This window comes from Streptosporangium lutulentum, assembly GCF_030811455.1.
In the GTDB taxonomy this organism is placed as follows: domain Bacteria; phylum Actinomycetota; class Actinomycetes; order Streptosporangiales; family Streptosporangiaceae; genus Streptosporangium; species Streptosporangium lutulentum.
The window spans coordinates 3,300,710-3,324,395 of record NZ_JAUSQU010000001.1 but is presented as its reverse complement, the minus strand read 5'-3'; the positions used below and the strand labels follow the sequence as shown (position 1 = coordinate 3,324,395).

Here is a 23,686-nt window from a genome sequence, read left to right as displayed (position 1 = left end):
GACATATGTCGATTTTGGCCCATCCAAACCACCCCTGAAGCACGCGCCGAAGACCACCAAAAACCTCGCCGGCGAAGGGACGCCCCTGGCGGGAACGCCCCTCGTCGCCGTGCGCCGGAAGGGCGGCCACCCGGGCGTCGTTCGTGCGGGCCGGCGCCCGGGCCCGATGATCGCCCCCGGGAGGCTGTCCCGCCTACGGCATGACCCCGCACAGGGTGTCCAGCGCGCCCGCCCACGCGCTGTCCGAGGGAGCCGCGTAGTTGACCACCAGCGCGTCCTGCTCGGGCAACCGCCGGCCGGAGCCGGCCACCTCGTAGCGGAACTGCGCCATTCCGCTGACCGCCAGGCCCTGCCGGGCCGCCGCCTGGACGACCGAGCGCTCGGTCCCGCGCGGGAGTTCGAGGACCACCTGCAGCCCGGCGGCCATCCCGGTCACGCGGACGCCGGGGGCCCGCCGCGCCAGAGCCGCGACCAGTTGGTCGCGGCGCCGCCGGTAGCGCAGCCGCATCGAGCGCACATGGCGGTCGTGCGCGCCCGACGCGATGAACTCCGCGAGCGTCAGCTGCTCCAGCGCGCTCGACATGTAGTCGAAGTGCCTCTTGGCCGCGAGGATCTCCGGGACCAGTTCCTCCGGCAGCACCATCCAGCCGAGCCGCAGCCCCGGCGCCAGTGACTTGCTCGCCGTGCCGAAGTACACCACCCGCTCCGGGTCGAGGCCCTGCAGGGCGCCCACCGGCTGGCGGTCGTATCTGAACTCCCCGTCGTAGTCGTCCTCCAGGATCAGCCCGCCGGTGGCACGCGCCCAGTCGACGGCCGCCGTACGCCGGTCCGAGCGCAGCGCGACCCCCGTCGGGAACTGGTGCGCCGGTGTCATCAGCACCGCGCCGACTCCGCTCAGCCGCGCCAGGTCGCCGGTGCGCGCGCCGTGTTCGTCGACGTGGAGGGGCGGGGTGCGCAGGCCGGCGCCGGTCAGCAGGTCGCGATAGATGTCGAGGCCGTACGACTCGACGGCCACCGCCCGTACCCGCCGCGCCCTGAGCGCCTGCGCCATCAGCGCCAGACCGTGGTGGAAACCGGAGCAGACGACGACCCGCTCCGGCTCGGCGTACACCCCGCGGACCCGCGCCAGATAGTCCGCGAGGGCGGTGCGCAGCTCTATCCGGCCGAGGGCGTCGCCGTAGCCGAAGGCGTCGTGCGGTGCCGCGGTCAGAGCGCGGCGGGCCGCGGCGAGCCACTGTGTGCGGGGAAAATCCGCGAGGTCCGGCGAACCCGGCAGCAGGCCGTACGTGGGACGGTGCCGGGCCGGTCTCGCAGGGGGCGCGGCCCTGCGCGGCTCGGCCCGCTTGGCCACCCGGGTCCCGGAACCCTGCCGGGCGGTGAGCCAGCCCTCGGCGACCAGTTCGGCGTAGGCGTCGGCCACGGTGTTACGGGCGACGCCGAGATCGGCGGCGAGCGAACGGGACGACGGCAGCCGGGTACCGGGCACCAGGCGTCCCGTGCGCACGGCCTCCCGCAGGGCGCCCGCGAGCCCGGCGCGCAGCCCGGATCCGGTCGGTTCCAGATGCAGGTCGACACCGAACGGGGAAGACGGGGCGGACGCGGAATTGGCCCGGGAATTCGTCATGGAAATGGACCATATCCCAGTGCCACTGGACGCGTAGCGTTGCGGATATGACAACGAACGGAACGCACGAAAGCAAGGAGCGCCTCCCGGAACACGCCCCGCGCCTTGACTGGGCGAAGCTCGCCCCCGAGGCGTACAAGGCCATGATCCGTCTTGACACGGCCGCCGGGCAGGGCGTCGAGCCGACCCTGCTCAACCTGGTCAAGATCCGCGCGTCCCAGCTCAACCACTGCGCCTTCTGCCTGGACATGCACAGCAAGGACGCGCTGGCGGCCGGCGAGTCGGCGGAGCGGATCATCCAGCTCGACGCGTGGACGGAGTCGAGGCACTTCTACACGGCGAAGGAGGTCGCGGCGATCGAGCTGACCGAGGCGATCACCGTGCTCACGGACGGCTTCGTCCCGGATGAGGTGTACGCGAGGGCCGCGAACGAGTTCGACGAGACCGAACTGGCCCGGCTCATCGTCGCGATCACGACGATCAACGCGTGGAACCGCTTCGGGGTGTCCACCCGGATGGTCCCCGGCCACCACACGCCGGGCGCCTGACACCGGCCGGGCGGCCCCGCATGATCGTTACGGGGGCATCGGGGGCGGGTCCGGAGGCAGGCGGCGAGCGCTGGGCGAGAGGGGCCGACCAGCGCCGTCTTCACCACTCCGGATCGACCACCCCGTCGAGGTCCGGTGACGGGCCGCTGCGTCAGGCCGGTGTGTCGAGCACCGATCGAGCGGCGACGCACGGGTCCGTTCCGGGTGACGTCTCCCGGATCTTCGTCGCCGCGCGCGTCGCGATCCGGTGGAAGGCCGCCTGGTCGGCGGGCGAGATTCCGTCGAGGATGCGCTCTTCCGCGGCCGAGACGCGGGTTTCCGCTTCGGCCAGGACCCGCCGTCCGCGCTCGGTGGCGACGATCCGGCGCGCACGCCGATCCTGCGGGTCGAGCCGCCTTTCGACGAGGCCGGCCTCGACGAGGTCGTCGATGAGGTAGACGAGCACGGTGCGGTCGATCGCGAGGCGCTCGGCCAGGGCCTTCTGCCTCTGCGGCCCGCCATGGGCGACGGCCGAGAGCACGTGGTAGCCCCTGCTGCTTCCCGGCATGCCGTGAAGCACGTCGCCGACCTCTTCCTGCCACGCGCGCAGGACCATGCCGAGGGACCAGCCCAGGTTGGCGCCGGCGGCCTGCTCTCCCGCCGGGAGCGCGTCGGCCGGGTCTTCCGTCATGTCCGCAGGATACCAGGAATGTGTTGGTTAGTAGATATGTTGTCTCTAATATAGATTGGAGGAAAGATTAGCTGCATGGCAACACGATATCGAGGGCCTTTTAATGCCTGACTACGGACACGACCTGTTGTTCGGCACGTTCATCACCCCTTCGGCGCACAACCCGGCCCAGGCCGTGGCGCTGGCCGAACTCACGGAGGCCGCCGGCCTGGATGTCGCGATGTTCCAGGATCATCCGTACAACGCCGACTTCCTTGACACCTACACCCTGCTGACCTGGGTCGCGGCGAAGACGCGGCGCATCCACGTCTCGGCGAACGTCATGAACCTTCCGCTGCGGCCGCCCGCCGTGCTCGGCCGCGCGACGGCGAGTCTCGATCTCCTGTCGGAGGGCCGGTTCGAACTGGGTCTCGGCGCGGGGGCCTTCCCCGACGCCGTTCAGGGCATGGGCGGCCGGCGGATGACGACCGGCCAGAACATCGAGGCGCTCGACGAGGCGATCGACATCATCCGGGGCGTCTGGAACGACCGCGAGCCCGGCCCCCTGCGCCATGAGGGGAGGCACTACTCGATCCCGGAGATGAAGCGCGGACCCCGTCCCGCGCACGACATCGGCGTCTGGCTGGGCGCCTACCAGCCGCGGATGCTGCGCCTCACGGGACGCAAGGCCGACGGATGGCTGCCGACGCTCGAGTACATCCGGACTCCCGGGGTGACGGAGTCGAACCAGATCATCGATGACGCCGCTCTCGCCGCGGGCCGCGACCCGAGCGCGATCCGGCGGTTGCTCAACCTCCTCCGGGTGGGCTTCTCCCCGGCCGGACGCGGATACCTGCAGGGGCCGCCGAAACAGTGGGTGGAGGAGTTGCTCCCCCTGGTGCTCGACCACGGCTTCTCGGCCTTCCTCATCGGCCAGGACGACCCGGACGTCATCCGGACCTTCGGCGAGGAGGTCGGGCCCGCTCTCCGCGAGGAGGTCGCCCGCGAGCGCGCGAGGGCCGGTGCGGACACCGGGCCGAAGCGCCCGGCGACCGTGCTCGCCAGGCGGCACGACACCATCGACTACGACGCCCTCCCGGAATCACTCGCGAGGAAGGTCGTCGAGCCGGGAGACCGGGCCTACGACGGCGTGCGCCACACCTACACCCGCACCGGATCGCCGGCGCTGGTCATCCGCTGTGAGAACGCCGACGACGTCGTGGAGGCCCTCGCCTACGCACGCGGCCAGAACGTCCAGATCTCGGTGCGCAGCGGCGGGCACGGCATCAGCGGCCGCTCGACCAACGACGGCGGCGTCGTCATCGACCTGTCGAAGATGAACGCCGTCGAGGTGCTCGACCGGGAAACCGGGCGCGTCCGCGTCGAGCCGGGCGCACGCTGGGGACACGTCGCCCGCGCGCTCGCGCCGTACGGCCTCGCGATGAGCTCGGGAGACTACGGCGACGTCGGCGTCGGCGGCCTCGCGACGGCCGCCGGGATCGGCTATCTGACCCGCAAGCACGGCCTCACCATCGACCACGTCACGGCGGCCGAGATCGTCGTCGCCGACGGCCGCAGGCTCCGCGTCGACGCCGGCCACCATCCGGACCTCTTCTGGGCGATCCGCGGCGCGGGCGGCAACTTCGGCGTCGTGACGGCGTTCGAACTCGACGCCTACGAGGTCGGGAACGTCGCCTACGCGACGATCGTCGCCGACGCGAGCGAGACGGCGGACTTCCTCGTCGAATGGGGACGGCTGGTCGAGGCCGCCCCGCGTGAGATCACGAGCTTCCTGTCGCTGTTCCCGGCTCGGGGCGGGGGAGCGGTGACCGCTCAGATCACACTCGTGTACGCGGGCGACGACGTCGAGGACGCGCAGAACGCCCTCAGCCCGTTCCTCGGCGCCGGGCCTGTCATCGACCAGCAGGCGCAACTCGTGCCGTACCACCTGACCGTCGCCCCGGCAGAGAACGAGCACCGCGGCCACGGCCTCGCGGACACGCGGAGCGGCCTGATCGAGCACCTCACGAGGGAGGCCGCCGAGGTCGTCGAAGCGATGATGAGGTCGGGCGACATCATGGTCGTGCAGTTCCGTTCGATGGGCGGCGCGGTGAGCGACGTCCCGGGGGACGCCATGGCGTGGTCGCACCGCACCCAGAACTTCTCCGTGCTCGCCGCGTCGGCACCGAGCCAGGTGGCCGGCCTGGACGCGAACTGGGCGCGACTGTATCCGCACCTCGACGGCATGTACCTGAGCTTCGAGACGGGCACAGACCCGGGCCGCCTGCTCGACGCCTTCCCTGAGCCGGCCCTGACCCGCCTGCGCGAACTCAAGGCCGAGTGGGATCCCGACGAGGTCTTCAACCGCAACTTCAACATCACACCCGCGCCCTGACGGTGTCCCGCGCGCCACACCGCCCGCCGGGACGGCATGGCGCCCTTGCGGCGGTCCGGGTCACATGTGCCGGGAGGGGGGCAGGTCGAAGTCGTCGTCGCGCGTGCGCAGCAGGGCGACACCGGCTCCGGCGAAGCCGACGGCGCCGATCGCCAGGCCGGCGGCGGCACCCACCTGGCCGGGGATGAACGGGTGGGTGACGGCGCCGACCATGAGCGCGATGCCCATCCAGGCGGGAGCGACCCGGCTGCGCCAGAGCGCCGCCCCCAGCAGGCCCAGGCCGATCGTGAGCCCGAGGATGAAAAGACCGGAGGTGATCGAGACCAGGGGCGTGGCCCACAGCGCCTGGTCCAGCTTCTCGACGGTGGTGAGGTCGAGTTTCTCCTGCACGGTGAGAAGCGCGAGCGTGTTGTCGTCGGGAAGCGTCGGGAAGGCCGACAGGAAAGCGGACAGCGACAGGAGGGCCCCCGCGGTGGCCAGCCTCGGGGCTCCGCGACGGGACACCCACGCCACCGCGAACGCTGCCGGGACGAGACCGATCACGAACACCGCGTTCACCCATTGGAGGGAATCCGCGAGCTGCCGGTGCGCCGCGTACGCGGCCACCGTGTCCTTGAACCCGGTGCCGCCCGCGACAGGGCTCAGCAGGGTGTGGATCGCCAGGGCGAGCATGGGCAACGGCGCGACGACGGCCAGCAGGACACGCCAGAACCGGCGCAGGTCTCGCGGCGGTCTGCCGGCGGCGGTGTCGGTGGTGGTGGGGCTCTGGTCGGTGGACATGGTCGACTCCTCGGGTCCGGGCCGGTGAAGGGATCGGTGCTCAGCCTGCGGCAGGGAGTGGACCACCTCACAGGTGGCAGACCCTCGGGCCGGCCGGGTGCATCACCGGCGGGAAATGGTGGCCCGCCACTACTCGGCTGGGGGTGATCGCCGGGAAGATGAAGCAATGACCCGTTCGCGCCGACGGCGCACCATGATCGCCGCCGGGGTGCTGTTCGGGATCGCGCTGACCGAGGTCGCCACGGCCGCCATCGCCGGCGCGGCGTCGAGTCTCGACTGGGAGCGGTTGCTCGACCTGCTGGTGGTCACGAACGCGACGATCGGGCTGGCCCTGGCGGTGGCCGGCCTGCCCATCGCCGTGCACCGCCCGGCCAACCCGATCGGCTGGCTGCTGCTGGCACTGCTGATCGTCCTGACGCTGTTCGCGCTGGATCCCCTGCTGCCGGACAGCGTGCTCACGATCTTTCCGATCGCCCTGGTGCCTCTGTCGATCAGCGTGGCGATCCTGCGTCACCGGCTGCTCGACATCCGGCTCGTGTTCTCCAGATCGCTGCTCTACCTGCTGCTCACCGCCGGCGTGGTCGGTGTCTACCTCGCGATGGTGGCGGCCCTGGAGCAGGTCCTGCGCGAACAGGTCGCCCTCGGTCCCTCGGTGCTGGCCACCCTGCTGATCGCGATGGGGTTCAACCCGGTGCGCGTATGGCTGCAGCACATCGTGGACCGCGCCGTCTACGGCGCCAGGCAGGATCCGGTGCGCGCGCTCGCCGAGGTCGGGGCGCGACTGGGTGAGGTCGGGACGACCAGTGGCACCGGGCTGGCCGGCATTCTCGAGGCGCTGTGCCGGGTCATGCGCCTCCCCTCGGCCGCCATCGTGCTCCGCGGGACGCAGATCGTGGCGTACGGCGAGGCGCCGGCCGCGCTGCACGCGACCCCGCTGGGTCAGGGCGACGAGAGGCTCGGTGAGCTCGTCGTCGGCCTGCGCTCCGGAGAGTTCAGGCTGGACCCGAGCGACGAGCGGATAATCGGCCTGCTCGCCGCGCCGATCGCCGTCGCCGTGCACGCCGGCATCCTCGCGGAGGAACTGCGACGGTCCCGGGAACGGGTCATCAGCGCCCGGGAGGAGGAACGCCGCCGGCTCGTGTACGACCTGCGGCCACCCGCGCTGGACAGCATGGGCCTGGTCGGTGCGCTGCGCGAGTACGCGACGGTGCTGTCCCGGCGGGCCGACGCGGCGCCGCTCCAGGTCACCGTCGACGCGCCCGAACCGATGGCCGAACTGCCCGCCGCGGTGGAAGTCGCCGCCTACCGCATCGTCACCGAGGCGCTCACCAACGTCACCCGGCACTCCGGGGCGTCCACCGCCGTCGTCACCCTCACGATGAACCCGGACACGCTGCACGTGGGAGTCCACGACGACGGCGCCAACGCGGGCGGCGACTGGAGGCCGGGCGTCGGGCTGACGTCGATCCGGGAACGGGCGGCGGAACTCGGCGGGCGCTGTACGATCCGGCACGACCGCGGCGGCGGGCGGGTCGACGTTCACCTTCCTCTCGCGACCGCCTCGGACGGACCGGCGTCGGGCATCACGCTCCCCGACGGAATCGGAGGACCGGCATGACCCTGAGAATCGTCGTGGCCGACGACCACGCCGTCGTCCGGGAAGGACTGCGCGCGCTGTTGTCCGCCGTCGACGGCTACGAGCTGGTCGGAACCGCGAGCACCGGCACGGAGGCGGTGCGTGCCGCGGTGACGCTGCGACCCGACGTCGTCGTGATGGACATCCAGATGCCCGGCATGACCGGGATCGAGGCCACGAGAGAGATCGCCCGGGTCGTTCCGGCCGTCGCCGTGCTCATGCTCACCATGTTCGAAGACGACGATTCCGTCTTCGCCGCGATGCGGGCCGGCGCGCTCGGATACGTGCTCAAAGGCGCCGACCCCGACAACATGATCCGCGCCATCGCCGCCGTCGCCGCCGGTGAGGCCATTTTCGGCACCGGCGTCGCCCGCCGGGCACTGACCTACCTCACCGCCCCCCGGCGCGAGGAGCCCGCGTTCCCCCAGCTGACCCCGCGAGAGCACGAGGTGCTCGGCCTGATCGCCACCGGCCTCGCCAATCCCGCGATCGCCACCCGGCTCAGGCTGGCGCCGAACACCGTCAGCAACCACATCTCCAGCATCTTCGCCAAACTGCAGGTCGCCAGCCGGGCCGAGGCGATCGTCCGGGCGCGTTCCGCCGGCCTCGGCGAGTGAGCGGGACCGGGAAGCGGCCGCGTCACCGGGGGCGGCGGGCGAGGTACACCAGGGCGGGGGGCAGGTTGCGCCATACCGTCCGGCTCAGCACGACCTCCTCGAACGTCGTGTGAAGGTCACGGAGGTGCCGTCGCGCGGGTGGCGCCCACCGGGTCCAGGTGTAGGCGAACTGGGTGAACACGCCGCCGGGGGACAGCGAGCCGGCCACCAGCGGCAGCAACGGCACGCCCGCCGCCGGCCGGAACGCGACCCACGGCAGCCCGCTGACCACGACGTCCGCGGACAGGCCGCGCTCCGCCATCAACGCGAGCAGGTCGGCCGCGCTCGCGTGCACGACCTCGACGCCGGGGAAGCGGCGGCCGAGGAACCCGGCGAGGCGCGGGTTGAGCTCGATGGCGAGATGGCGGCCCCGGCCGCCCAGGCGATCCTGGATGAACCGGGTGAACGCCCCGGTGCCGGGGCCCAGCTCCACGATCGTCGGTTCTCCGCGCTCGGGGATCGGCACGGTCATCTGCGCGGAGAGCCGTCGCGAACTCGGCGCGACCGTGGCGGTCAGCAACGGCGATCGCAGGAACTCGTGTAGCAGGGACGTGCTCGCGGAAGCCTCAAGGCCGGGGCCGGTCGGTCTCACCATGTGTGCTCCAGGGTCGTGGCCGCCCGATTCGTACGCTCATGGTGCCAACAGCGCGATCACCGTCATCACGGGTCCAGGGTGAACAACGGGAGACATCTCGCGGAGTTCCCTCCTCCGGCGCTCCGGGTCGTGTTCCTGCCGGTCACAAACGTACGGAGCTCTTCCGGGCGGGGAATCCGTCACCCTTGGGCTGTTCGGCTGGTCATGATCGAATCTTGATAGGTACTGTTTCGCGCATGGTGTACGGGCGAGACGCGCTGCCCGAGCCGCAGCGGCGCGCGCTGGAGGGGGCGTTCGGACTGGCCCACGCGGACGGGACGGATCGGCTGCTCGTCGGGCTCGCCGTGCTCTCGCTCCTGGCGGAGGTCGCCGAGGACGGGCCGGTGCTGTGCCTCTTCGACGACGCGCAGTGGTTGGATCGTTCCTCCCGCGAAGCGCTGGTCTTCGCCGCCCGGCGGCCATACACCTGGCCGCGCAGTGCCGCGCCGAGGGAAGCATCGGCGTCCTGCCGATGCTGCTGTTCTTCCTGGCCCAGGCCGAGCTCCTCCACGACGGACGCCATCACGACGCGACGGCCACCGCCAGTACGGCGCTGCGCATCGCCGAGGGCACCGGCCAGCACCAATGGGTCATTCACCTCAAGAGCGTCCTGGCCTACCTTTCCGCCGTACAGGGCGACGAGAGGCGGTTTCGGGAACTCACCGCCGACGCGTTGTCGGGCACGGTGCCCATGCGGGGCGCCCTGTGGGTCGACTGACCCCGCAGGAGCTACAGATCATCCGGCTGGCCGCGCAGGGCCTGTCGAACAAGGACATCGCCGCTCAGCTGTTCCTCAGTCCTCGCACCGTCGGCTACCACCTCTACAAGGCGTATCCCAAGCTCGGCGTCGCCTCCCGCGGCGAACTCACCACGCTCGACCTGACCGACTCGGCCTGACACCGGCGGAGCGCGACCGCGGCCGGCGGTGCGCACCCCGCAATCTACATTGCCTTTTTATATAAATTATGGATACAGTTTCGCGGGTGGAGACAGGAACGGGCGGGCAGCGGCTGAACGTCGACGAGCTGACGACGGTGATCGAAGACTTCAACACGCTGTTCATCCGACTTCCGACGGTGCAGCAGTTCGGCTTCAGCTCGTTGTCGGTGCTGCACACGCTGTCCCGGCGGGGGCCTACGCGACTGACCGCCTTGACCACGACGGAGCAGCTCACACAGCCGGCGATCACGAGCCTCGTGAGCCGTCTGGAACGTGACGGCCTGGTCGAGCGTCGCCCCGATCCCAGTGACGGCAGGGCCGTCCTGGTGGCGTTGACGGACGCCGGGGCCGAGGTCGTGCGGGCACGCCACGCGAACCGGGTGACCCGGCTCGGGCAGCTCATCGCGGATATGGACGACGAGCAGCGCGACGCCATCGCACGTTCCGTTCCCGCGCTGCGCCGCGTCATCGAACTCGCCACATCCGGCGACAACCTGGGAGCCGACTCATGACAGACGCGTCCTTCCCCCTCCGGCCGGCTCCGATCCACGTCCGGGACGACGTGCTCAAGGACCTCACCGCCCGGCTGAAGGCCACCAGGTGGCCGCCGGACGCCGGCAACGAGGACGGCTACTACGGCCTGCGGCGCACTTACCTGCAGGAACTCGTGGAGTACTGGATCAATGAGTACGACTGGCGCGCGGCGGAAGCGGCGATCAACGCCTACCAGCACTACAAGGTCGACGTCGGCGGCGTGCCCGTGCACTTCATGCGCAAGCCCGGCGTCGGTCCCGACCCCACGCCCCTCATCCTGTCCCACGGCTGGCCGTGGACGTTCTGGCACTGGTCCAAGGTCGTCGACCCGCTGGCCGACCCCGGCGCGTTCGGCGCCGACCCGGCCGAGGCGTTCGACGTCATCGTGCCCTCCCTGCCCGGCTTTGGATTCTCCACCCCGCTGACCGGCCATCCCGACATGAACTTCTGGAAGATCGCCGACATCTGGCACGAGCTCATGACCGGCGTCCTCGGCCACCGGAGGTACGCGGCGGCGGGATGCGACGTCGGCGCACTCGTCACCGGACAGCTCGGCCACAAGTACGCCGACGAGCTCCTCGCCATCCACATCGGCTCCGCGCAGAAGCTCACCATGTTCAACGGAGACCGCGCCTGGGACCTCTCCGGCGGCCACCCCATCCCCGACGAGCTCCCGTCCGACATCCGCCGGCGAATCGTGGAGCTGGACAGGCGGTTCGCCGTCCACCTCGCCGCGCACGTGCTCGACCCCGCCACGCTCGGCTACGGCCTCACCGACTCACCCGTCGGCATGCTCGCCTGGATCCTGAAACGCTGGGCCGCCTGGTCGGACAATCACGGCGACATCGAGAACGTCTTCACCAAAGACGACCTGCTCACCCACGCCACCATCTACTGGGCCGGAGACACGATCGCCACCTCGATCCGCACCTACGCGAACAACAACCGTTACCCCTGGCAGCCTGTGCACAACCGCCGGCCGGTCATCGAGGCACCCACCGGCGTCACCTTCGTCGACTTCGAAAACCCGCCGGGCGTCACCACCAACGAGCAGCGGGTGGAACACTTCCTCAACAGCGACCGCGCGGCCTGGTACAACCACGTCAACATCACCGCCCATGACCACGGCGGACACTTCATCCCCTGGGAGATACCCAACGAGTGGGTCGACGACCTGCGCCGGACCTTCCGCGGACGCCGATAGCCGCCGACCCGGCGTTCACGCGGTACGGGCGCCGGGCTCGGAAAACGCCTTGGCCGGGGGAACGAGGGGCTGGCATCCTTCCAGGATGCGCATCACCGACGTGACCCCTGACCGCGGAACTCTCGGACGAGACCTGCTCGCCATGCAGCACGCGGCCTACGCCGTCGAGGCGAAGCTCATCGAAGACGACCGGATCCCCCCGCTGCACGAGACCCTTGAGGACCTGTGCGCGGAGCGGTTGACGTGGCTGGGCGCCTTCGACGACGACCGGCTGGCCGGGGCCGTGGCGTGGTCGGAGACGGCGCGGACGGTGGACATCGACCGGCTCGTCGTGGATCCGGGCATGCACCGGCGGGGGATCGGGGGCGCGCTGGTGCGCGAGGTCATGGCGCGGGCGGGCGACCGCCGGATCGTCGTGTCCACCGGCAGGGCCAACGTGCCCGCCCGCACGCTCTACGAGCGGCTCGGCTTCGGCAGGGTCGAGGACGTCGAGGTGATCCCCGGCCTGTGGATCACGAGGTACGCCTACCCCGTTTGAGGCCCGCGCGTTCGGCGTCGCTGTCGCGGGGTCGTGACGTCAGGTCCGCCCACCTCTCCGCGGCGATGACGGCGGCCCAGGTCGCCGTTCACCGGTGGCCGAACCGGATCGGTTCCCCCACCGTTACCCGCTATCCCGGTACCCGGGCGCGCAGGGCCTGGACGGACCAGTCGAGCACCGGAGCCAGGCTCTCCGGGGCCGGCCAGCCGTTGATCACTGCGAGCCGCCGAAGATACAGCTCCCTGCGGGGGTCGTTCGCGGTCTCCAGCAGGGTCAACAGGCGGCGCCGCAGGTCGGCGTCGTCGGGGTGGCCGAAGGCGCGCGCGTACTGAGCCGTGATCGCCCCGACGACCGGGTCGGCCCCGGGCGAGAGCGGGTCGATCCCGGCCGCCAGGGCCGGGCCCGCCTGGTCGCGGACCATGGCCGCGGCGTCGCGGCGCGGGACCGTGAGGTCGCCCCGGGCGTGTTCGGCCGCGTGCTGCTCCGCCGTCCGCCGCATTCCGGCGCGAAAATCCGGGTCCTGAGACAGTTCGGCCAGCTCCACCCACGCCTCGACCTGCTCGGCCTCGGGGTTGTCGGGCAGTTCGGGGGTCATCGTGCGCATGATCCCCGCGAATCCGGGGTGGGCGTCCAGGCCGCCGAAGACGGCGTCGAGGAAATCGCCGATCAGACGTCGGCGTTCGTCCTCGGAGAGCTTGGCCAGCTTGTGCATGAGATCCATCTCCTCAGGGGTCGACCCGCGCCTGGCCACCACCGTCAGCACCGCGCGCCGCAGGCGCAGCGTGCGGACCTGCACCGCCAGTGCCTCGGCGTGCGCCGCGGCGACCTCGGGAAGCGAGACCTCCCGGTTCACGACCCTGCGGATCGTGGGAAGGTCCAGTCCCAGGTCGCGCAGCGTCCGTACGAGGTCCAGGCGTGCGACGGCGTCGATGTCGTAGAGGCGGTAGCCGGCCGGGCTACGGTCGGTCGGCGGCACGATCCCGCGGTCGGAGTAGAACCGAATGGCCTTGACCGTCAATCCGGTCCGCCGGGCCAGGTCGCCGATCGAGTAGAGCGTGTCGCCGTCCATGCCCTCCACCCTCGCGCCTCCCCTTGGAGGAGACTCAAGCCCATTCGCCCGCCGGCCGCAAACCACACCTCATCCACGCGTGATCGCCACGTCGACGCGGCCCGGTGACCTCGGCCCTTCCGATCGATGCGAGTTTCCGGCGCCGAGGTGTCACAGAACAGGACGCTGTCCTGTCTTCCAGCAGGACGGACCCATGGGACGACAGGAGCGAGACCTTGCCACCAGCAAGTGCCAGGATGCGGATCCGGATCCGGATGAGCGCGCGTCCGATCGACGAACCGCACCGCGTCTCGAGCCAGCTCGAACTTCTGTTCGATCTCACCTTCGTGGTCGCGATCGCGGCCGCCACCGCCCAGCTCGCGCACAGCATCGCCGACGGTCACGGAGCGGCCGGGCTCGTCCCGTTCCTCCAGGTCTTCTTCGCGATCTGGTGGGCGTGGATGAACTTCACCTGGTTCGCGTCGTCGTACGACACCGACGACGTCGCCTACCGGCTGCTGACCATGGTGCAGATGGCCGGGGTGCTGGTCCTCGCCGCCGGGGTGCCGGCCGCGGCCGACCACTCGGACTACCGTGCCGTCACGCTCGGCTACCTCATCATGAGGATCGGGCTCGTCACCCAGTGGGTGAGGGCCGGGGTCGAGGACCCGGCGAGGCGTCGTACCGCGCTGCGCTACGCCACCGGCATCACCGTCCTTCAGGGGGGCTGGGGACTTCACCTCCTCCTCGCGGCGACGGGTGTCCTGTCGTCGTTCACCCAGCTGCTGTTCTTCGCCGGCCTGGCCGTCCTGGAACTCATGGTGCCGCGGTGGGCGGAACGGGCCAGGGCCACCAACTGGCACCCGCATCACATCGCCGAGCGCTACGGCCTGTTCACGATCATTCTGCTCGGCGAGAGCGTCCTGGCCGCGACCAAGGGGCTCGAGGGAGCGCTCGAAGGGGCCGAGATCAGCGCTTCCTTCGTCACCGTCGTCGTCTCCGGGCTGGTCCTGTTGTTCGCCCTGTGGTGGCTGTACTTCCTTACCCCGGTCGGCGAAGGTCTCAGCGACCGCCGCCATCGTTCCTACCTGTGGGGATACGGCCACTACGGCATTTTTGCGGCCCTCGCGGCCCTCGGCGCCGGCCTTGAGGTCATGGTCGAGCAGACCGGGCACGACGTCGGGGCCTCACCCCTCGCGATCTGCTACGCCGTCGCGATCCCGGTCGGCGTGTTCCTCGCCTTGCTGTGGATGGTCCACGCGCCCATCATGGCGGAGCCCGTCATGCGTCCCGCCGCGGTCCTGGGCTGCGCCGCCGTCGTCCTGCTCCTGCCGCTCGCGGTGCCGTGGATCGGAGTGGCCGCCGTGGTCGCGGCGATCGCGGCCGTCTGCGTCCTGCTGATCACCGTCACCATCGCGCCTGAAACCGCCGGGCGATCTCGCCGATGACCGGCCGGCGGTCAGACCGGCCGGGGTTCCGCGCGCTCGTGGCTCTGGGCGGCCTTGTTGCGGCGGCGGGTGTCCGTCAGGAACTCGTCGAGGGCGTCCCTGGTGGCCCGTAAGGCCGCGTCGGAGGTGTCGAAGGTGCGCTGGGCGATGCCGACGAAGATGCAGTCGACGATCAGGAGCTGGCTGATGCGGCTGGCCAGCGCGCCCGGCCGGAAGGCGGTCTCCCTGCCGGCGGAGACCAGGACGTGGTCGGCGAGTTCGGCCAGCGAGGAGCGCGGGTTGTTGGTGATGGCCACGGTGGTGGCTCCGGCCTTGCTCGCGAGGCGCATCGGCCCGAGCACGTCGGGGGTCTCGCCGGTGCAGCTCACTCCCACGGTGACGTCGCCCTGGCGTACCAGCGCGGCGCTGGTGAGCGCGAGGTGGGCGTCGGTGAAGGCGTGGCTGGACAGGCCGATCCGCATCAGTTTCTGCGCCATGTCGACCGCGACGAGGCCGGAGGCGCCGACGCCGTAGACGTCGACCTTGCGGGCGGCGGCCATGGCCTCCACCACCGCGCCCAGCCGGTCGGGGTTGAGCTGCGCCGCGGTGTCGGCCAGTGCCTCGGACTCGGCCCTGGTCACCTTCGCGATCACGTCGGTGAGCGGGTCGTCGGGTCCCAGGTCACCGGGGACCAGCCGTTCGGGCTCGTCCCTGGCCACCACGGCGGCCAGGGCGAACCGCAGCTGGGAGTATCCGGCGAAGCCCAGCGCCCTGGCGGTGCGCACGATCGTGGCCTCGCTCGTCCCGGAGACCGCGCTGAACTCCGTGATGGTGCTGCGGGCCACCATGCCGGGATCGTCCAGGATGAGACGGGCGATGCCCCGGGCGGCGGGGGTGAGCGAGGGCAGGACGGCCCTTACCGTCGCCACCAGGTTCACGGGTGTGGGGCCGTCGTGGTCGTTCATGCGTACCTCTCGTGTCAGGGCCACTTTATTGGCCCTTGGTCAGCCATTGAGCGACAGCACGGGCCGATGCCCGAGAAATGCCATTTGTTGTGACGTATACGGCGCCGGTGGGCTCGCCGGGAAGCCCGGTCTCGACCACGATGGCGTCGGAGCGCAGCCGGACGGCCCGCGCCAGCAGGTTCCGGACCCATGCCTGGCGCCGGGCGTCGTGTGCCACCAGCACGAGCGGTCGCTCACGGTCGCCGAGGTCGGGGAGTTCCGCCGCCTCGGAGGCGACGGCGTACGCGACGGTGCCCGGTAACAGCTCGGCCAGGGCGCCGGCGACGCCGGTCAGGGTGTCGGGGTCGACCGCCCGGCTCAGCCTCGGGGCGATGTCCACGACCAGGGGCGGCCGTGAGAGGCGGGCCTCGTGACCGTCGGCGGTGACCACGCGCATGGCCGCGCGGGCGACCTCCAGGCCGAGGTCCCCGTCCTCCTCGCGGTCCTCGCCTTCTCCGCCGGGGTTCGGCGTTTCCCGAGCTTTCCTGACGGAGGCGTTCTCGGCGTACCAGCGGGCCAGGGCGAGCACCCGCGCCGCCGCCTCGGCCAGCCGATCCTCGGGAAGCCTTCCGTCGTGTACGGCCTCCACGATCGCGTCGCGCAGTTCCCGGACGGTCTCCCCGTCGGGGGAGGTGATGCCGGCGCAGATCGCGTCCACGCCGGCGGCCAGCGCGCGGACCGCGATCTCCCCGGGCGGGTGGAGGGCGGCGACGGCGCCCATCTCGATGGCGTCGGTGACCAGCATGCCGTCGAAGCCCAGCTCCTCGCGGAGCAGCCCGGTCATGATCTTCCTGCTCAGCGTGGCGGGGTGGTCGGGATCGAGCGCGGGCACCAGCAGGTGACCGCACATCACGGCCCGGACCCCGGCCTTCACCGCGGCGGCGAAGGGCGGCAGGTCACGCTCCCGGAGGAGGCGAAGGGAGGCGTGCACGGTCGGCAGCGCGTGGTGGGAGTCGGTGACGGTGTCGCCGTGGCCGGGAAAGTGCTTGGCGCAGGCGGCCACCCCCGCGTCCTGCAGGCCGGTGATCCAGGCGGTGGTCTGGCGGGAGACGAGCCCGGGGTCGGGCCCGAAGGAGCGGATGCCGATCACCGGGTTGGCCGGGTTGGCGTTGACGTCCGCCACGGGGGCGTAATCCAGGGTGATGTCGGCCGCGGCGAGGAGACGGCCGATCTCCCCGGCGACCCGCTTGGTGCGTTCCACGTCGTCGACCACGCCCAGCGCCCGGTTGCCCGGCCAGGAACTGCCCGTCGCGGCCTGCAACCGGGTGACCGATCCGCCCTCCTCGTCCACCGCGACGACCACGGCCGGATTCTCCTCGCGTAGCCGGGCGACGAGCTCGGCCGTCTGCGCGGCGCCGGTCAGGTTCCGGGCGAACAGGACGGTCCCGCCGAGGCCGTCGGCGAGTTCCCGGAGCAGCCAGCGGGGCGGAACGGTGCCCTCGAAGCCCGGCTGGAGTACGGTCAGGGCCAGCCGGGCCAGGTCGGGACTGCGATGGGGCATAGGGCCACCTTCTCGCTGGAAGCGTCACGGAGCAGATCACACATCAATGACAATTTATTTCATCATAATTGCTTTGAAGGTAGCTTTCTGTCATTCTCGCGAGCGAGACCTCCGTGACCAGCTTCGTGTTCGTCCCACGGCACCTGGTCCGTGGCCTCACGGCCGGAACCGCCAGGAGCTGAACACCCCCTTGGAGTCCGCATGAGCTCACCCGACCGGCGTACCGTCCTGCGCGGCCTCGCCCTCGCCGCCGCGGCGACCACAGTGTCCCTGCCCGTCTTCGCCCCGACCTCCGCCTCCGCCGCGGCCGATGAGATCGCCGCCTCGGCGGGGGGAGCGCAGCCGCTGCGCCAGATGCGCGGCATGTGGATCGCCTCGGTCGCCAACATCAACTGGCCGTCGAGGACCGGGCTGAGCGCGGACCAGCAGAAGGCCGAGTATCTCGCCTGGCTGGACCTGGCGCAGGCACGCAAGCTGAACTCCGTGTTCGTCCAGGTCCGGCCGACCGCCGACGCCTTCTGGCCCTCGCCGTACGAACCCTGGTCGCAGTATCTGACCGGCGTCCAGGGGCAGAACCCCGGCTACGACCCCCTGGCGTTCGTGGTCGAGGAGACCCACAAGCGGGGCCTGGCCTTCCACGCGTGGTTCAACCCCTACCGCGTGTCGATGCAGGCCGACCCCGCCAAGCTGCACCCCGACCATCCGGGCAGCAAGCACCCCGACTGGATCGTCGCCTACGGCGGCAAGCTGTACTACAACCCGGGCATGCCCGAGGTCCGCGCGTTCGTGCAGGACGCGATGATGGACGCGGTCACCCGGTACGACATCGACGGCCTGCACTTCGACGACTACTTCTACCCGGTCAACACCCCGGACTTCGACGACAGCGCGGCCTACGCCCGGTACGGCGGGGGCTTCCCCGACCTCGCGACCTGGCGGCGGAACAACGTGGACCTGCTCGTGCGGGAGATGCAGCAGCGGGTACGGCGGGCCAAGCCGGAGATCGCCTGGGGCATCAGCCCGTCCGGCATCTGGCGGAACAAGGCCACCGACCCCCTCGGCTCGGAGACCAGCGGCGGCCAGTCCTACGACAACCTGCACGCCGACACCCGGGGCTGGGTCAAGAAGGGCTGGCTGGACTACATCGCGCCGCAGCTCTACTGGTACATCGGACAGTCCAACGCCGACTACGCCAAGCTGGTCCCCTGGTGGTCCGACGTGGCGGCGGGCACCGGCACGCAGCTCTGGATCGGGCAGGCGGCCTACAAGGCGGGGGCCGCGGGGCAGCCCGCCGAGTGGTTCCAGCCGGGCGAGCTCACCAGGCACCTGACCCTCAACCGGGATCACCCGCAGGTCGGCGGCGATATCTGGTACAACTCCGGCGACGTGCGCGACGACCGGCTCGGGTCGATCAGCACCGCCGTGACCGATCACTACACCCGGCCCGCGCTGGCTCCGTTGCTTCCCCGGCTCGCGAAGGGCAGGGCACCGCTCCGTCCGCTGCTCGTCCGGGCGCAGAGGGTGAACGGAGGCGTCGAGCTGAACATCCGCGCCGCCGGCAGGGACGTCCCGTTCCAGTATGCGATCTTCCGCCTCGACCGGAGCGCCGGGCCGGAGGACTTCACCGACGCCCGGCACCTGGTCGCGGTCGTTCCCGCGGGCCGGGACGTACGCTGGGTGGATTCCGCGGGCACCAGGGGAACGTATTACTACGTGACCGCCGTGGACCGTCCCGGACGCCAGAGCCCGCCGAGCTTCGGGCGCCGCGTGCGGTGATGACGTCCGGTTGAGAATCCCCCCGCGACCCCGCCAGGGGCCGTCCCCCCGCGGTGATCCGTCAAGAGTTCGGAGGCACCGAGGAGATCGGGGAGGGACAGCGGGTGCGGGTGCTCGGGCTGATGTCGGGGACGTCTCACGACGGGATCGACAGCGCGATCGTGGAATGGTCGATGACCGCCGGGGTGCTCACGGGGACCGTCGAGCACACCGGCACGCGGCCGTACGGGCGGGAGCTCCGCGAGCGGATCCTCGCCGCGCTCCCGCCGAACCCGACCGGCATGGCCGAGGTATGCCGGCTCGACACCCTGATAGGCCAGGCGTTCGCCGACGCGGCCGAGGAGTGCGGCCCGGTCGATCTCGTGTGCTCGCACGGGCAGACGCTGTTCCACTGGGTGGAGAACGGCCGGGTGCGGGGCACCCTGCAACTCGGCCAGCCCGCCTGGATCGCCGAGAGGACCGGCGCGCCCGTGGTCTCGGATCTGCGCGTGCGGGACGTGAGCGCGGGAGGGCAGGGCGCGCCGCTGGTCTCCCGTTTCGACCTGCTGCTCCTGGCCGGGCTGCCCGGTGCGAGCGGCGCGCTCAACCTCGGCGGGATCGCGAACCTGACCGTGCGAGATCCCGGAATCGCCTATGACACGGGTCCGGCGTCGGCGCTGATGGACGCGGCGGTGTCCGCCGCCACGGGCCGGCCCTTCGACGAGGACGGCCGTCTCGCCGCGGCGGGGGAGATCAACGAGGACCTGCTGCGCGATCTGCTGGCGGAGCCGTACTATCGTGAGCTCCCGCCGAAGAGCACCGGCAAGGAGCTGTTCCACCCGGGCTACCTGGCCAGGATGGCCTCGCCGTACGGGGCGGCCCTTCCCGATCTGCTGGCGACGCTGACCGCGCTCACCGCCGAGACCGTGGCCACGGAGATCCGCAGGCACCGGCTCGAGACCGTGGTGGTCTCGGGAGGCGGGGTGCGGAATCCGGTCCTGCTCGGCATGCTGCGCGAGCGGGCCCCGGAGGCCCGGATCACGCCGAGCGACGAGCTCGGCGTGCCCGCCGACGCCAAGGAGGCGATCGCCTTCTCGTTCTTGGGCTGGCTGACGGCGCACGGGCTGCCCGGTACGGTCCCCGGCTGCACGGGCGCGTCCGGAGCGCGGATCCTCGGCACGATCACCCCTGGCCGGGGCCCGCTCAGGCTGCCCCCGCCCCTCCGCGGCGCACCGGACCGCCTCGCCTTCGTGGGGAGCTGACGTCCTCCCCCCTGCCGAGCCCGACCCGCACGCCAGGAGAAACGGGGCATCCGCCCTATAGGTCCGGTGAGCGCCTGGACGCGATCCTTCGATCGAGGACGCGAGGGTCCGGGGGACGCCGGTCGGGCGGTGAGATCGACAGGTCCGGAGAGGGCGCGGGGATGGAGTGCGAGGTGTCCTGCTCCGCCTCGGAGACCTCCGCCGGCTCGGCGGGCCGGTCGTCCCTGGAAACCTCCACGGTCTCGGCGGGCCGGTCGGTCTCGAAGAGCTCCGCGACCTCGGGGGGCGTCGATCGTTCCAGGAAGCGGAGCAGTTCGACGGGGAAGGGCAGCACGAGGGTGGAGTTCTTCTCGGCGGCGACCTCGACGACGGTCTGGAGCAGGCGCAACTGCAGGGCGGCCGGGTGCGAGGTCATCGTTTCGGCGGCCTGGGCCAGCTTCTTGGAGGCCTGCAGCTCACCTTCGGCGGTGATGACGCGGGAGCGCCGTTCGCGTTCGGCCTCGGCCTGCCGTGACATGGAGCGTTTCATCGACTCGGGCAGTGACACGTCCTTGATCTCGACGCGGTCGATGTGCACGCCCCAGCCCACGGCTGGGTTGTCGATCATCAACTCCAGCCCCTCGTTGAGCCGCTCCCGGTTGGACAGCAGGTCGTCCAGCTCGCTCTTGCCGATGATCGAGCGCAGCGAGGCCAGCGCCACCTGGCGAATGGCGGACTCGTAGTCCTGGACGTTGACGATCACGCGGACCGGGTCGATGACCCGGAAGTAGATGACGGCGTCCACGCGGACGGTCACGTTGTCGCGGGTGATGGCGTCCTGCACGGGCACCGGCATGGTGACGATCTGCATGTTGACCTTCTGCAGACGGTCGACGACCGGCACGATCAGGACGAGCCCGGGCTTGCGGAGCTCTTTGCGCACCTGCCCGAACCGGAAGACGACGCCCCGCTCGAACTGCTGGACGATCCGAGCGCTCGACGCGAGCAACATCGCGACCACCACCAGGATCACGGTCAGCGCATAGATGATCATTCCGTCCTCCGATGTCCGCCCTCGGTCCCGCCGCTCCGGCGCTTCCGGCACCTCGAAGGTCCGGATCGGCGGCCGGTGCCGTCGGCGCCACCCGTGGCGAGCGGTCGCGGGGCGGCGAGGACGGGTGCCGCGGTTCGCGGACTCGTGCGTGGATTCCCGGCCGCCAGGCGGCGCCGGATCCCGTGCGACACCTCGCGTTCGTGATCACTGAACACGACGACCTCCCGGGGGGTCTGTCCGTCGGGTGTTATCTCGCTGAATGTGCCCGTTCGGATACTTCTATCGTAGCACGATACAAAGTATCCGATATGTACTTTTCTTCCCCTAAAGGTGGGGTGGCACCCCTCATATTGCGTACGCATCCCGGGGGCGGATACAAATATGTCGTATCACGATATACTTTCCCTGGATGAAACAGGAGATCAGGCGAAAAGGGGACCTGCTGTGGTGACGGCGGAAGGCGGGGGAGGGGAGTTCGAGCCCCTGACGAAACAGGATTTCGAGGCGTTGGCCCGGTTCCGCTTCGGGATCCGCCGTTACCTGCGCTTCAGTGAGGAGACGGTGCGCAGGGACGGTCTCACCCCCCAGCAGTACCAGCTGCTGCTGTCGCTGAAGGGGTTTCCGGGCAGGGAGTGGGCGACCGTGCGGGAGCTCGCCGACCGGCTCCAGCTGCGCCACCACAGCGTGGTCGAACTGGTCGACCGGGCACAGGGGCAGGGGCTCGTGGAGCGGGGCGCGCACCCGAGCGACGGACGGGCGGTGCGGGTTTCGCTGACGCCGGAGGGGGAGCAGGTCCTGGTGCGCCTGAGCGCGCTGCACCGCGATGAGCTGCGGCGCATGGACGCGGCGCTCGCCCTCCCGGTCTGGCACAGCACGCAAGGGGAGGGGAGCGCGTCCGCTCCGTGACCCGGCGAAGGGCGGTACGGGTGGCCGTCAGGCCGACTGCCGGATCACCAGGGTGGGCTCGAAGATGACCGAGGTCACCCGCCGCTCCGGCTCCTCGACGTGGGAGAGCAGCAGGCGGGCCATCTCCGCGGCCATGTCCTCCATGGGCTGGCGGACCGTGGTCAGCTGGGGACGGCAGGCGAGGGCGGCGCTGCTGTCGTCGAAGCCGACCACGGCGACGTCGTCGGGTATCCGCCGGCCGTGGTCGCGCAGGACGAGGAGAGCGCCCTGCGCCATCAGGTCGTTGGCGATGAAGACGCCGTCCACGTCCGGGTGCTCCGCCATGAGCCGCTGCATCGCGGTCTCGCCGCTGTCATGGCTGAAGTCGCCCTCGACGATGGGGATGTAGGGATGGCCGTGCCTGGCCATCGTCTCCTGGAACCCCGCCAGCCGGTCCTGGCTGGCGGGAACGTCGAGAGGGCCGGTGATGGTCGCGACGCGCTGACAGCCGCGGGCGACGAGGTGCTCGGCGGCCAGGGTCCCTCCCGCCCGGTGCGCGACGTCGACGTAGCTGATGGGGATCGGCCTGGGCGGCCTGGCGAAGAGGACGGCGGGTAGCCCGGCGTCGACGAGGAGCTTCGGCAGCGGGTCCGCGGCGTGGCTGGAGACGAGGAGCGCGCCGTCGGCGTTGCCCTGCCGGAGGTAGGAGATCACCTGCTCCCGGCTCTCGGCGGTCTCGGCGAGCATCAGGACCGGGTGCATGCCGAGGGGGCGCAGGAAACCGAGGACGCCGCTGGCCACGCGGCCGAAGAACGGGTCGCCGAAGACCCGGTTCGGGAACGGATCCTCCTCGCCTTCGCCGCCGGCGCCGGAGACGACCAGGGCGATCGAGCCGGTGCGGCGGGTGACGAGGGAACGCGCGGCCCGGTTCGGGGCGTACCCGGTGGTGACGATGGCCTGGCGGACCTTCTCCTGGATGTCGGGATCGACGTTGCGAATGCCGTTGATCACGCGAGAGACGGTCGCGCGGGACACTCCCGCCACCCGGGCCACGTCCTCCAAGGTGGACGAGCTCGGTATCGACGGGAGGTCTTCGCTCATGAGAGCTTTTATAGCATATGGGAGAGCGCTCTCCATCCAGGTCGGCGGCCTTGTCCAGGGGAGGGCCGTCGCCGGTGCGGCCCGCGGTCCCCGCCCCTCTGCGGAGGGCCCTTTACCCGAGAACCGCTCCCGCCGCCGGGGCGTCGCCGAAAGACCGCCGATGGTGGGCTCTGTCTGTTTCGGTCGGGCACGGAGAAGATTTCGCGCCGTGGAGCGAGGCTCTGGCACGGTCCGATTCGCGGTGGGGGACACCTCAGCGCTCGGAGAGCGCTCTCCCGACTTCCCCGCCGAGGGCTCGACGGGCACCCCGCCGACGATCTTCGAACGTCCCGCGGGACAGGCGTGCCGTGGTTTCGGGGCCTGACCGTGAGGGGTCTCCCTCTCCCCCCGGAGAGCGTGGTCTCCGGAGGGGCCGGAGCCGATGATCGCGGGGCGCCGGAGGCGCTCCGCGGGGCCGGGCGGGTGCGGTTTTCAAATTTTCTGAACGCCGATCATGGCCGACGACATGGCCTGGGACCTGTGGTTTTCGTTGG

Annotated in this window: 22 protein-coding genes; 13 read left to right on the top strand and 9 right to left on the bottom strand. The window is 70.9% G+C overall.

Going from position 1 to position 23,686, the window contains the following annotated elements; genetic code table 11:
• Window positions 1-193: 193 nt before the first annotated feature.
• Window positions 194-1,624: a MocR-like pyridoxine biosynthesis transcription factor PdxR gene (pdxR, locus tag J2853_RS14985; protein WP_307558324.1), complete on the bottom strand. Its 1,431-nt coding sequence runs from the start codon at window positions 1,622-1,624 to the stop codon at window positions 194-196.
• Between the two features lie 47 nt (window positions 1,625-1,671).
• Here pdxR and J2853_RS14980 point away from each other — a divergent pair, with 47 nt between their 5' ends.
• Window positions 1,672-2,172 carry a carboxymuconolactone decarboxylase family protein gene (locus J2853_RS14980; RefSeq protein ID WP_307558323.1) on the top strand — a complete coding sequence of 167 codons (501 nt, stop codon included), beginning with the start codon at window positions 1,672-1,674 and terminating at the stop codon, window positions 2,170-2,172.
• A 151-nt stretch (window positions 2,173-2,323) separates the two neighbouring features.
• Here the strand turns inward: J2853_RS14980 and J2853_RS14975 are convergent, their stop codons facing one another.
• Window positions 2,324-2,842, bottom strand: a complete 519-nt coding sequence (locus tag J2853_RS14975; RefSeq protein WP_307558321.1) for a MarR family winged helix-turn-helix transcriptional regulator — start codon at window positions 2,840-2,842, stop codon at window positions 2,324-2,326.
• A gap of 103 nt (window positions 2,843-2,945) precedes the next feature.
• Between J2853_RS14975 and J2853_RS14970 the strand changes: the two genes are divergently transcribed.
• A complete protein-coding gene (locus tag J2853_RS14970; protein WP_307558320.1) occupies window positions 2,946-5,216 on the top strand; it encodes an LLM class flavin-dependent oxidoreductase in 2,271 nt (756 codons plus the stop codon).
• A gap of 60 nt (window positions 5,217-5,276) precedes the next feature.
• On the opposite strand, the gene J2853_RS14965 is transcribed toward J2853_RS14970, so the two are convergent.
• Window positions 5,277-5,996, bottom strand: a complete 720-nt coding sequence (locus J2853_RS14965; protein WP_307558318.1) for an MFS transporter — start codon at window positions 5,994-5,996, stop codon at window positions 5,277-5,279.
• 166 nt (window positions 5,997-6,162) lie between these two features.
• On the opposite strand from J2853_RS14965, the gene J2853_RS14960 reads away from it, so the two are divergent.
• Together J2853_RS14960 and J2853_RS14955 are read left to right on the top strand one after the other, a co-directional pair.
• Entirely contained in the window at window positions 6,163-7,614 is a 1,452-nt protein-coding gene (locus J2853_RS14960) for a GAF domain-containing sensor histidine kinase (RefSeq protein ID WP_307558316.1), read from the top strand.
• Complete coding sequence (locus J2853_RS14955) at window positions 7,611-8,249, top strand: response regulator transcription factor (RefSeq protein WP_307558314.1); 639 nt, start codon at window positions 7,611-7,613, stop codon at window positions 8,247-8,249. The genes J2853_RS14960 and J2853_RS14955 overlap by 4 nt, the downstream gene beginning before the upstream one ends.
• A gap of 22 nt (window positions 8,250-8,271) precedes the next feature.
• On the opposite strand, the gene J2853_RS14950 is transcribed toward J2853_RS14955, so the two are convergent.
• Window positions 8,272-8,883 carry a class I SAM-dependent methyltransferase gene (locus J2853_RS14950; RefSeq protein ID WP_307558312.1) on the bottom strand — a complete coding sequence of 204 codons (612 nt, stop codon included), beginning with the start codon at window positions 8,881-8,883 and terminating at the stop codon, window positions 8,272-8,274.
• A gap of 409 nt (window positions 8,884-9,292) precedes the next feature.
• Between J2853_RS14950 and J2853_RS14945 the strand changes: the two genes are divergently transcribed.
• From J2853_RS14945 to J2853_RS14925, 5 genes are all read left to right on the top strand, one after another.
• Window positions 9,293-9,640 carry a hypothetical protein gene (locus tag J2853_RS14945; RefSeq protein ID WP_307558310.1) on the top strand — a complete coding sequence of 116 codons (348 nt, stop codon included), beginning with the start codon at window positions 9,293-9,295 and terminating at the stop codon, window positions 9,638-9,640.
• Window positions 9,628-9,819 (top strand): response regulator transcription factor, encoded by a 192-nt coding sequence (locus tag J2853_RS14940; RefSeq protein WP_370879266.1) that lies wholly within the window; start codon window positions 9,628-9,630, stop codon window positions 9,817-9,819. Before J2853_RS14945 ends, J2853_RS14940 begins: the two co-directional genes overlap by 13 nt.
• Window positions 9,820-9,905: 86 nt before the next feature.
• Window positions 9,906-10,373, top strand: coding sequence for a MarR family winged helix-turn-helix transcriptional regulator (locus J2853_RS14935; RefSeq protein ID WP_307558308.1), 468 nt, complete (start codon window positions 9,906-9,908; stop codon window positions 10,371-10,373).
• Window positions 10,370-11,599: an epoxide hydrolase family protein gene (locus tag J2853_RS14930; RefSeq protein WP_307558306.1), complete on the top strand. Its 1,230-nt coding sequence runs from the start codon at window positions 10,370-10,372 to the stop codon at window positions 11,597-11,599. Before J2853_RS14935 ends, J2853_RS14930 begins: the two co-directional genes overlap by 4 nt.
• 85 nt (window positions 11,600-11,684) lie before the next feature.
• Complete coding sequence (locus J2853_RS14925) at window positions 11,685-12,137, top strand: GNAT family N-acetyltransferase (RefSeq protein ID WP_307558304.1); 453 nt, start codon at window positions 11,685-11,687, stop codon at window positions 12,135-12,137.
• A 130-nt stretch (window positions 12,138-12,267) separates the two neighbouring features.
• Here the strand turns inward: J2853_RS14925 and J2853_RS14920 are convergent, their stop codons facing one another.
• Window positions 12,268-13,206, bottom strand: a complete 939-nt coding sequence (locus tag J2853_RS14920) for a MerR family transcriptional regulator (protein ID WP_307558302.1) — start codon at window positions 13,204-13,206, stop codon at window positions 12,268-12,270.
• 215 nt (window positions 13,207-13,421) lie between these two features.
• Between J2853_RS14920 and J2853_RS14915 the strand changes: the two genes are divergently transcribed.
• Window positions 13,422-14,633, top strand: a complete 1,212-nt coding sequence (locus J2853_RS14915) for a low temperature requirement protein A (protein ID WP_307558300.1) — start codon at window positions 13,422-13,424, stop codon at window positions 14,631-14,633.
• Window positions 14,634-14,644: 11 nt separating this feature from the next.
• On the opposite strand, the gene J2853_RS14910 is transcribed toward J2853_RS14915, so the two are convergent.
• Together J2853_RS14910 and J2853_RS14905 are read right to left on the bottom strand one after the other, a co-directional pair.
• Window positions 14,645-15,577 (bottom strand): MurR/RpiR family transcriptional regulator, encoded by a 933-nt coding sequence (locus tag J2853_RS14910; protein WP_307558298.1) that lies wholly within the window; start codon window positions 15,575-15,577, stop codon window positions 14,645-14,647.
• Window positions 15,578-15,602: 25 nt separating this feature from the next.
• Complete coding sequence (locus tag J2853_RS14905; protein ID WP_307558296.1) at window positions 15,603-17,117, bottom strand: glycoside hydrolase family 3 protein; 1,515 nt, start codon at window positions 17,115-17,117, stop codon at window positions 15,603-15,605.
• A gap of 201 nt (window positions 17,118-17,318) precedes the next feature.
• Between J2853_RS14905 and J2853_RS14900 the strand changes: the two genes are divergently transcribed.
• Both J2853_RS14900 and J2853_RS14895 read left to right on the top strand, forming a co-directional pair.
• Window positions 17,319-18,893: a glycoside hydrolase family 10-like protein gene (locus J2853_RS14900; protein ID WP_307558294.1), complete on the top strand. Its 1,575-nt coding sequence runs from the start codon at window positions 17,319-17,321 to the stop codon at window positions 18,891-18,893.
• A 53-nt stretch (window positions 18,894-18,946) separates the two neighbouring features.
• On the top strand, window positions 18,947-20,134 hold the full coding sequence (locus J2853_RS14895) for an anhydro-N-acetylmuramic acid kinase (RefSeq protein WP_307558293.1): 1,188 nt from the start codon (window positions 18,947-18,949) through the stop codon (window positions 20,132-20,134).
• A 55-nt stretch (window positions 20,135-20,189) separates the two neighbouring features.
• On the opposite strand, the gene J2853_RS14890 is transcribed toward J2853_RS14895, so the two are convergent.
• Window positions 20,190-21,167 (bottom strand): slipin family protein, encoded by a 978-nt coding sequence (locus tag J2853_RS14890; protein ID WP_307558291.1) that lies wholly within the window; start codon window positions 21,165-21,167, stop codon window positions 20,190-20,192.
• A gap of 444 nt (window positions 21,168-21,611) precedes the next feature.
• On the opposite strand from J2853_RS14890, the gene J2853_RS14885 reads away from it, so the two are divergent.
• Window positions 21,612-22,073, top strand: a complete 462-nt coding sequence (locus J2853_RS14885) for a MarR family winged helix-turn-helix transcriptional regulator (RefSeq protein WP_307558289.1) — start codon at window positions 21,612-21,614, stop codon at window positions 22,071-22,073.
• A 27-nt stretch (window positions 22,074-22,100) separates the two neighbouring features.
• Here J2853_RS14885 and J2853_RS14880 read toward each other — a convergent pair whose 3' ends face one another.
• Window positions 22,101-23,153: a LacI family DNA-binding transcriptional regulator gene (locus J2853_RS14880; protein WP_307558287.1), complete on the bottom strand. Its 1,053-nt coding sequence runs from the start codon at window positions 23,151-23,153 to the stop codon at window positions 22,101-22,103.
• Window positions 23,154-23,686: the final 533 nt, after the last annotated feature.

Coding starts and splice junctions, on each gene's coding strand:
- pdxR (WP_307558324.1), bottom strand. CDS start 1,624: ATGACGAATTCCCGGGCCAATTCCGCGTCCGCCCCGTCTTCCCCGTTC.
- J2853_RS14980 (WP_307558323.1), top strand. CDS start 1,672: ATGACAACGAACGGAACGCACGAAAGCAAGGAGCGCCTCCCGGAACAC.
- J2853_RS14975 (WP_307558321.1), bottom strand. CDS start 2,842: ATGACGGAAGACCCGGCCGACGCGCTCCCGGCGGGAGAGCAGGCCGCC.
- J2853_RS14970 (WP_307558320.1), top strand. CDS start 2,946: ATGCCTGACTACGGACACGACCTGTTGTTCGGCACGTTCATCACCCCT.
- J2853_RS14965 (WP_307558318.1), bottom strand. CDS start 5,996: ATGTCCACCGACCAGAGCCCCACCACCACCGACACCGCCGCCGGCAGA.
- J2853_RS14960 (WP_307558316.1), top strand. CDS start 6,163: ATGACCCGTTCGCGCCGACGGCGCACCATGATCGCCGCCGGGGTGCTG.
- J2853_RS14955 (WP_307558314.1), top strand. CDS start 7,611: ATGACCCTGAGAATCGTCGTGGCCGACGACCACGCCGTCGTCCGGGAA.
- J2853_RS14950 (WP_307558312.1), bottom strand. CDS start 8,883: ATGGTGAGACCGACCGGCCCCGGCCTTGAGGCTTCCGCGAGCACGTCC.
- J2853_RS14930 (WP_307558306.1), top strand. CDS start 10,370: ATGACAGACGCGTCCTTCCCCCTCCGGCCGGCTCCGATCCACGTCCGG.
- J2853_RS14925 (WP_307558304.1), top strand. CDS start 11,685: ATGCGCATCACCGACGTGACCCCTGACCGCGGAACTCTCGGACGAGAC.
- J2853_RS14920 (WP_307558302.1), bottom strand. CDS start 13,206: ATGGACGGCGACACGCTCTACTCGATCGGCGACCTGGCCCGGCGGACC.
- J2853_RS14910 (WP_307558298.1), bottom strand. CDS start 15,577: ATGAACGACCACGACGGCCCCACACCCGTGAACCTGGTGGCGACGGTA.
- J2853_RS14905 (WP_307558296.1), bottom strand. CDS start 17,117: ATGCCCCATCGCAGTCCCGACCTGGCCCGGCTGGCCCTGACCGTACTC.
- J2853_RS14900 (WP_307558294.1), top strand. CDS start 17,319: ATGAGCTCACCCGACCGGCGTACCGTCCTGCGCGGCCTCGCCCTCGCC.
- J2853_RS14890 (WP_307558291.1), bottom strand. CDS start 21,167: ATGATCATCTATGCGCTGACCGTGATCCTGGTGGTGGTCGCGATGTTG.
- J2853_RS14880 (WP_307558287.1), bottom strand. CDS start 23,153: ATGAGCGAAGACCTCCCGTCGATACCGAGCTCGTCCACCTTGGAGGAC.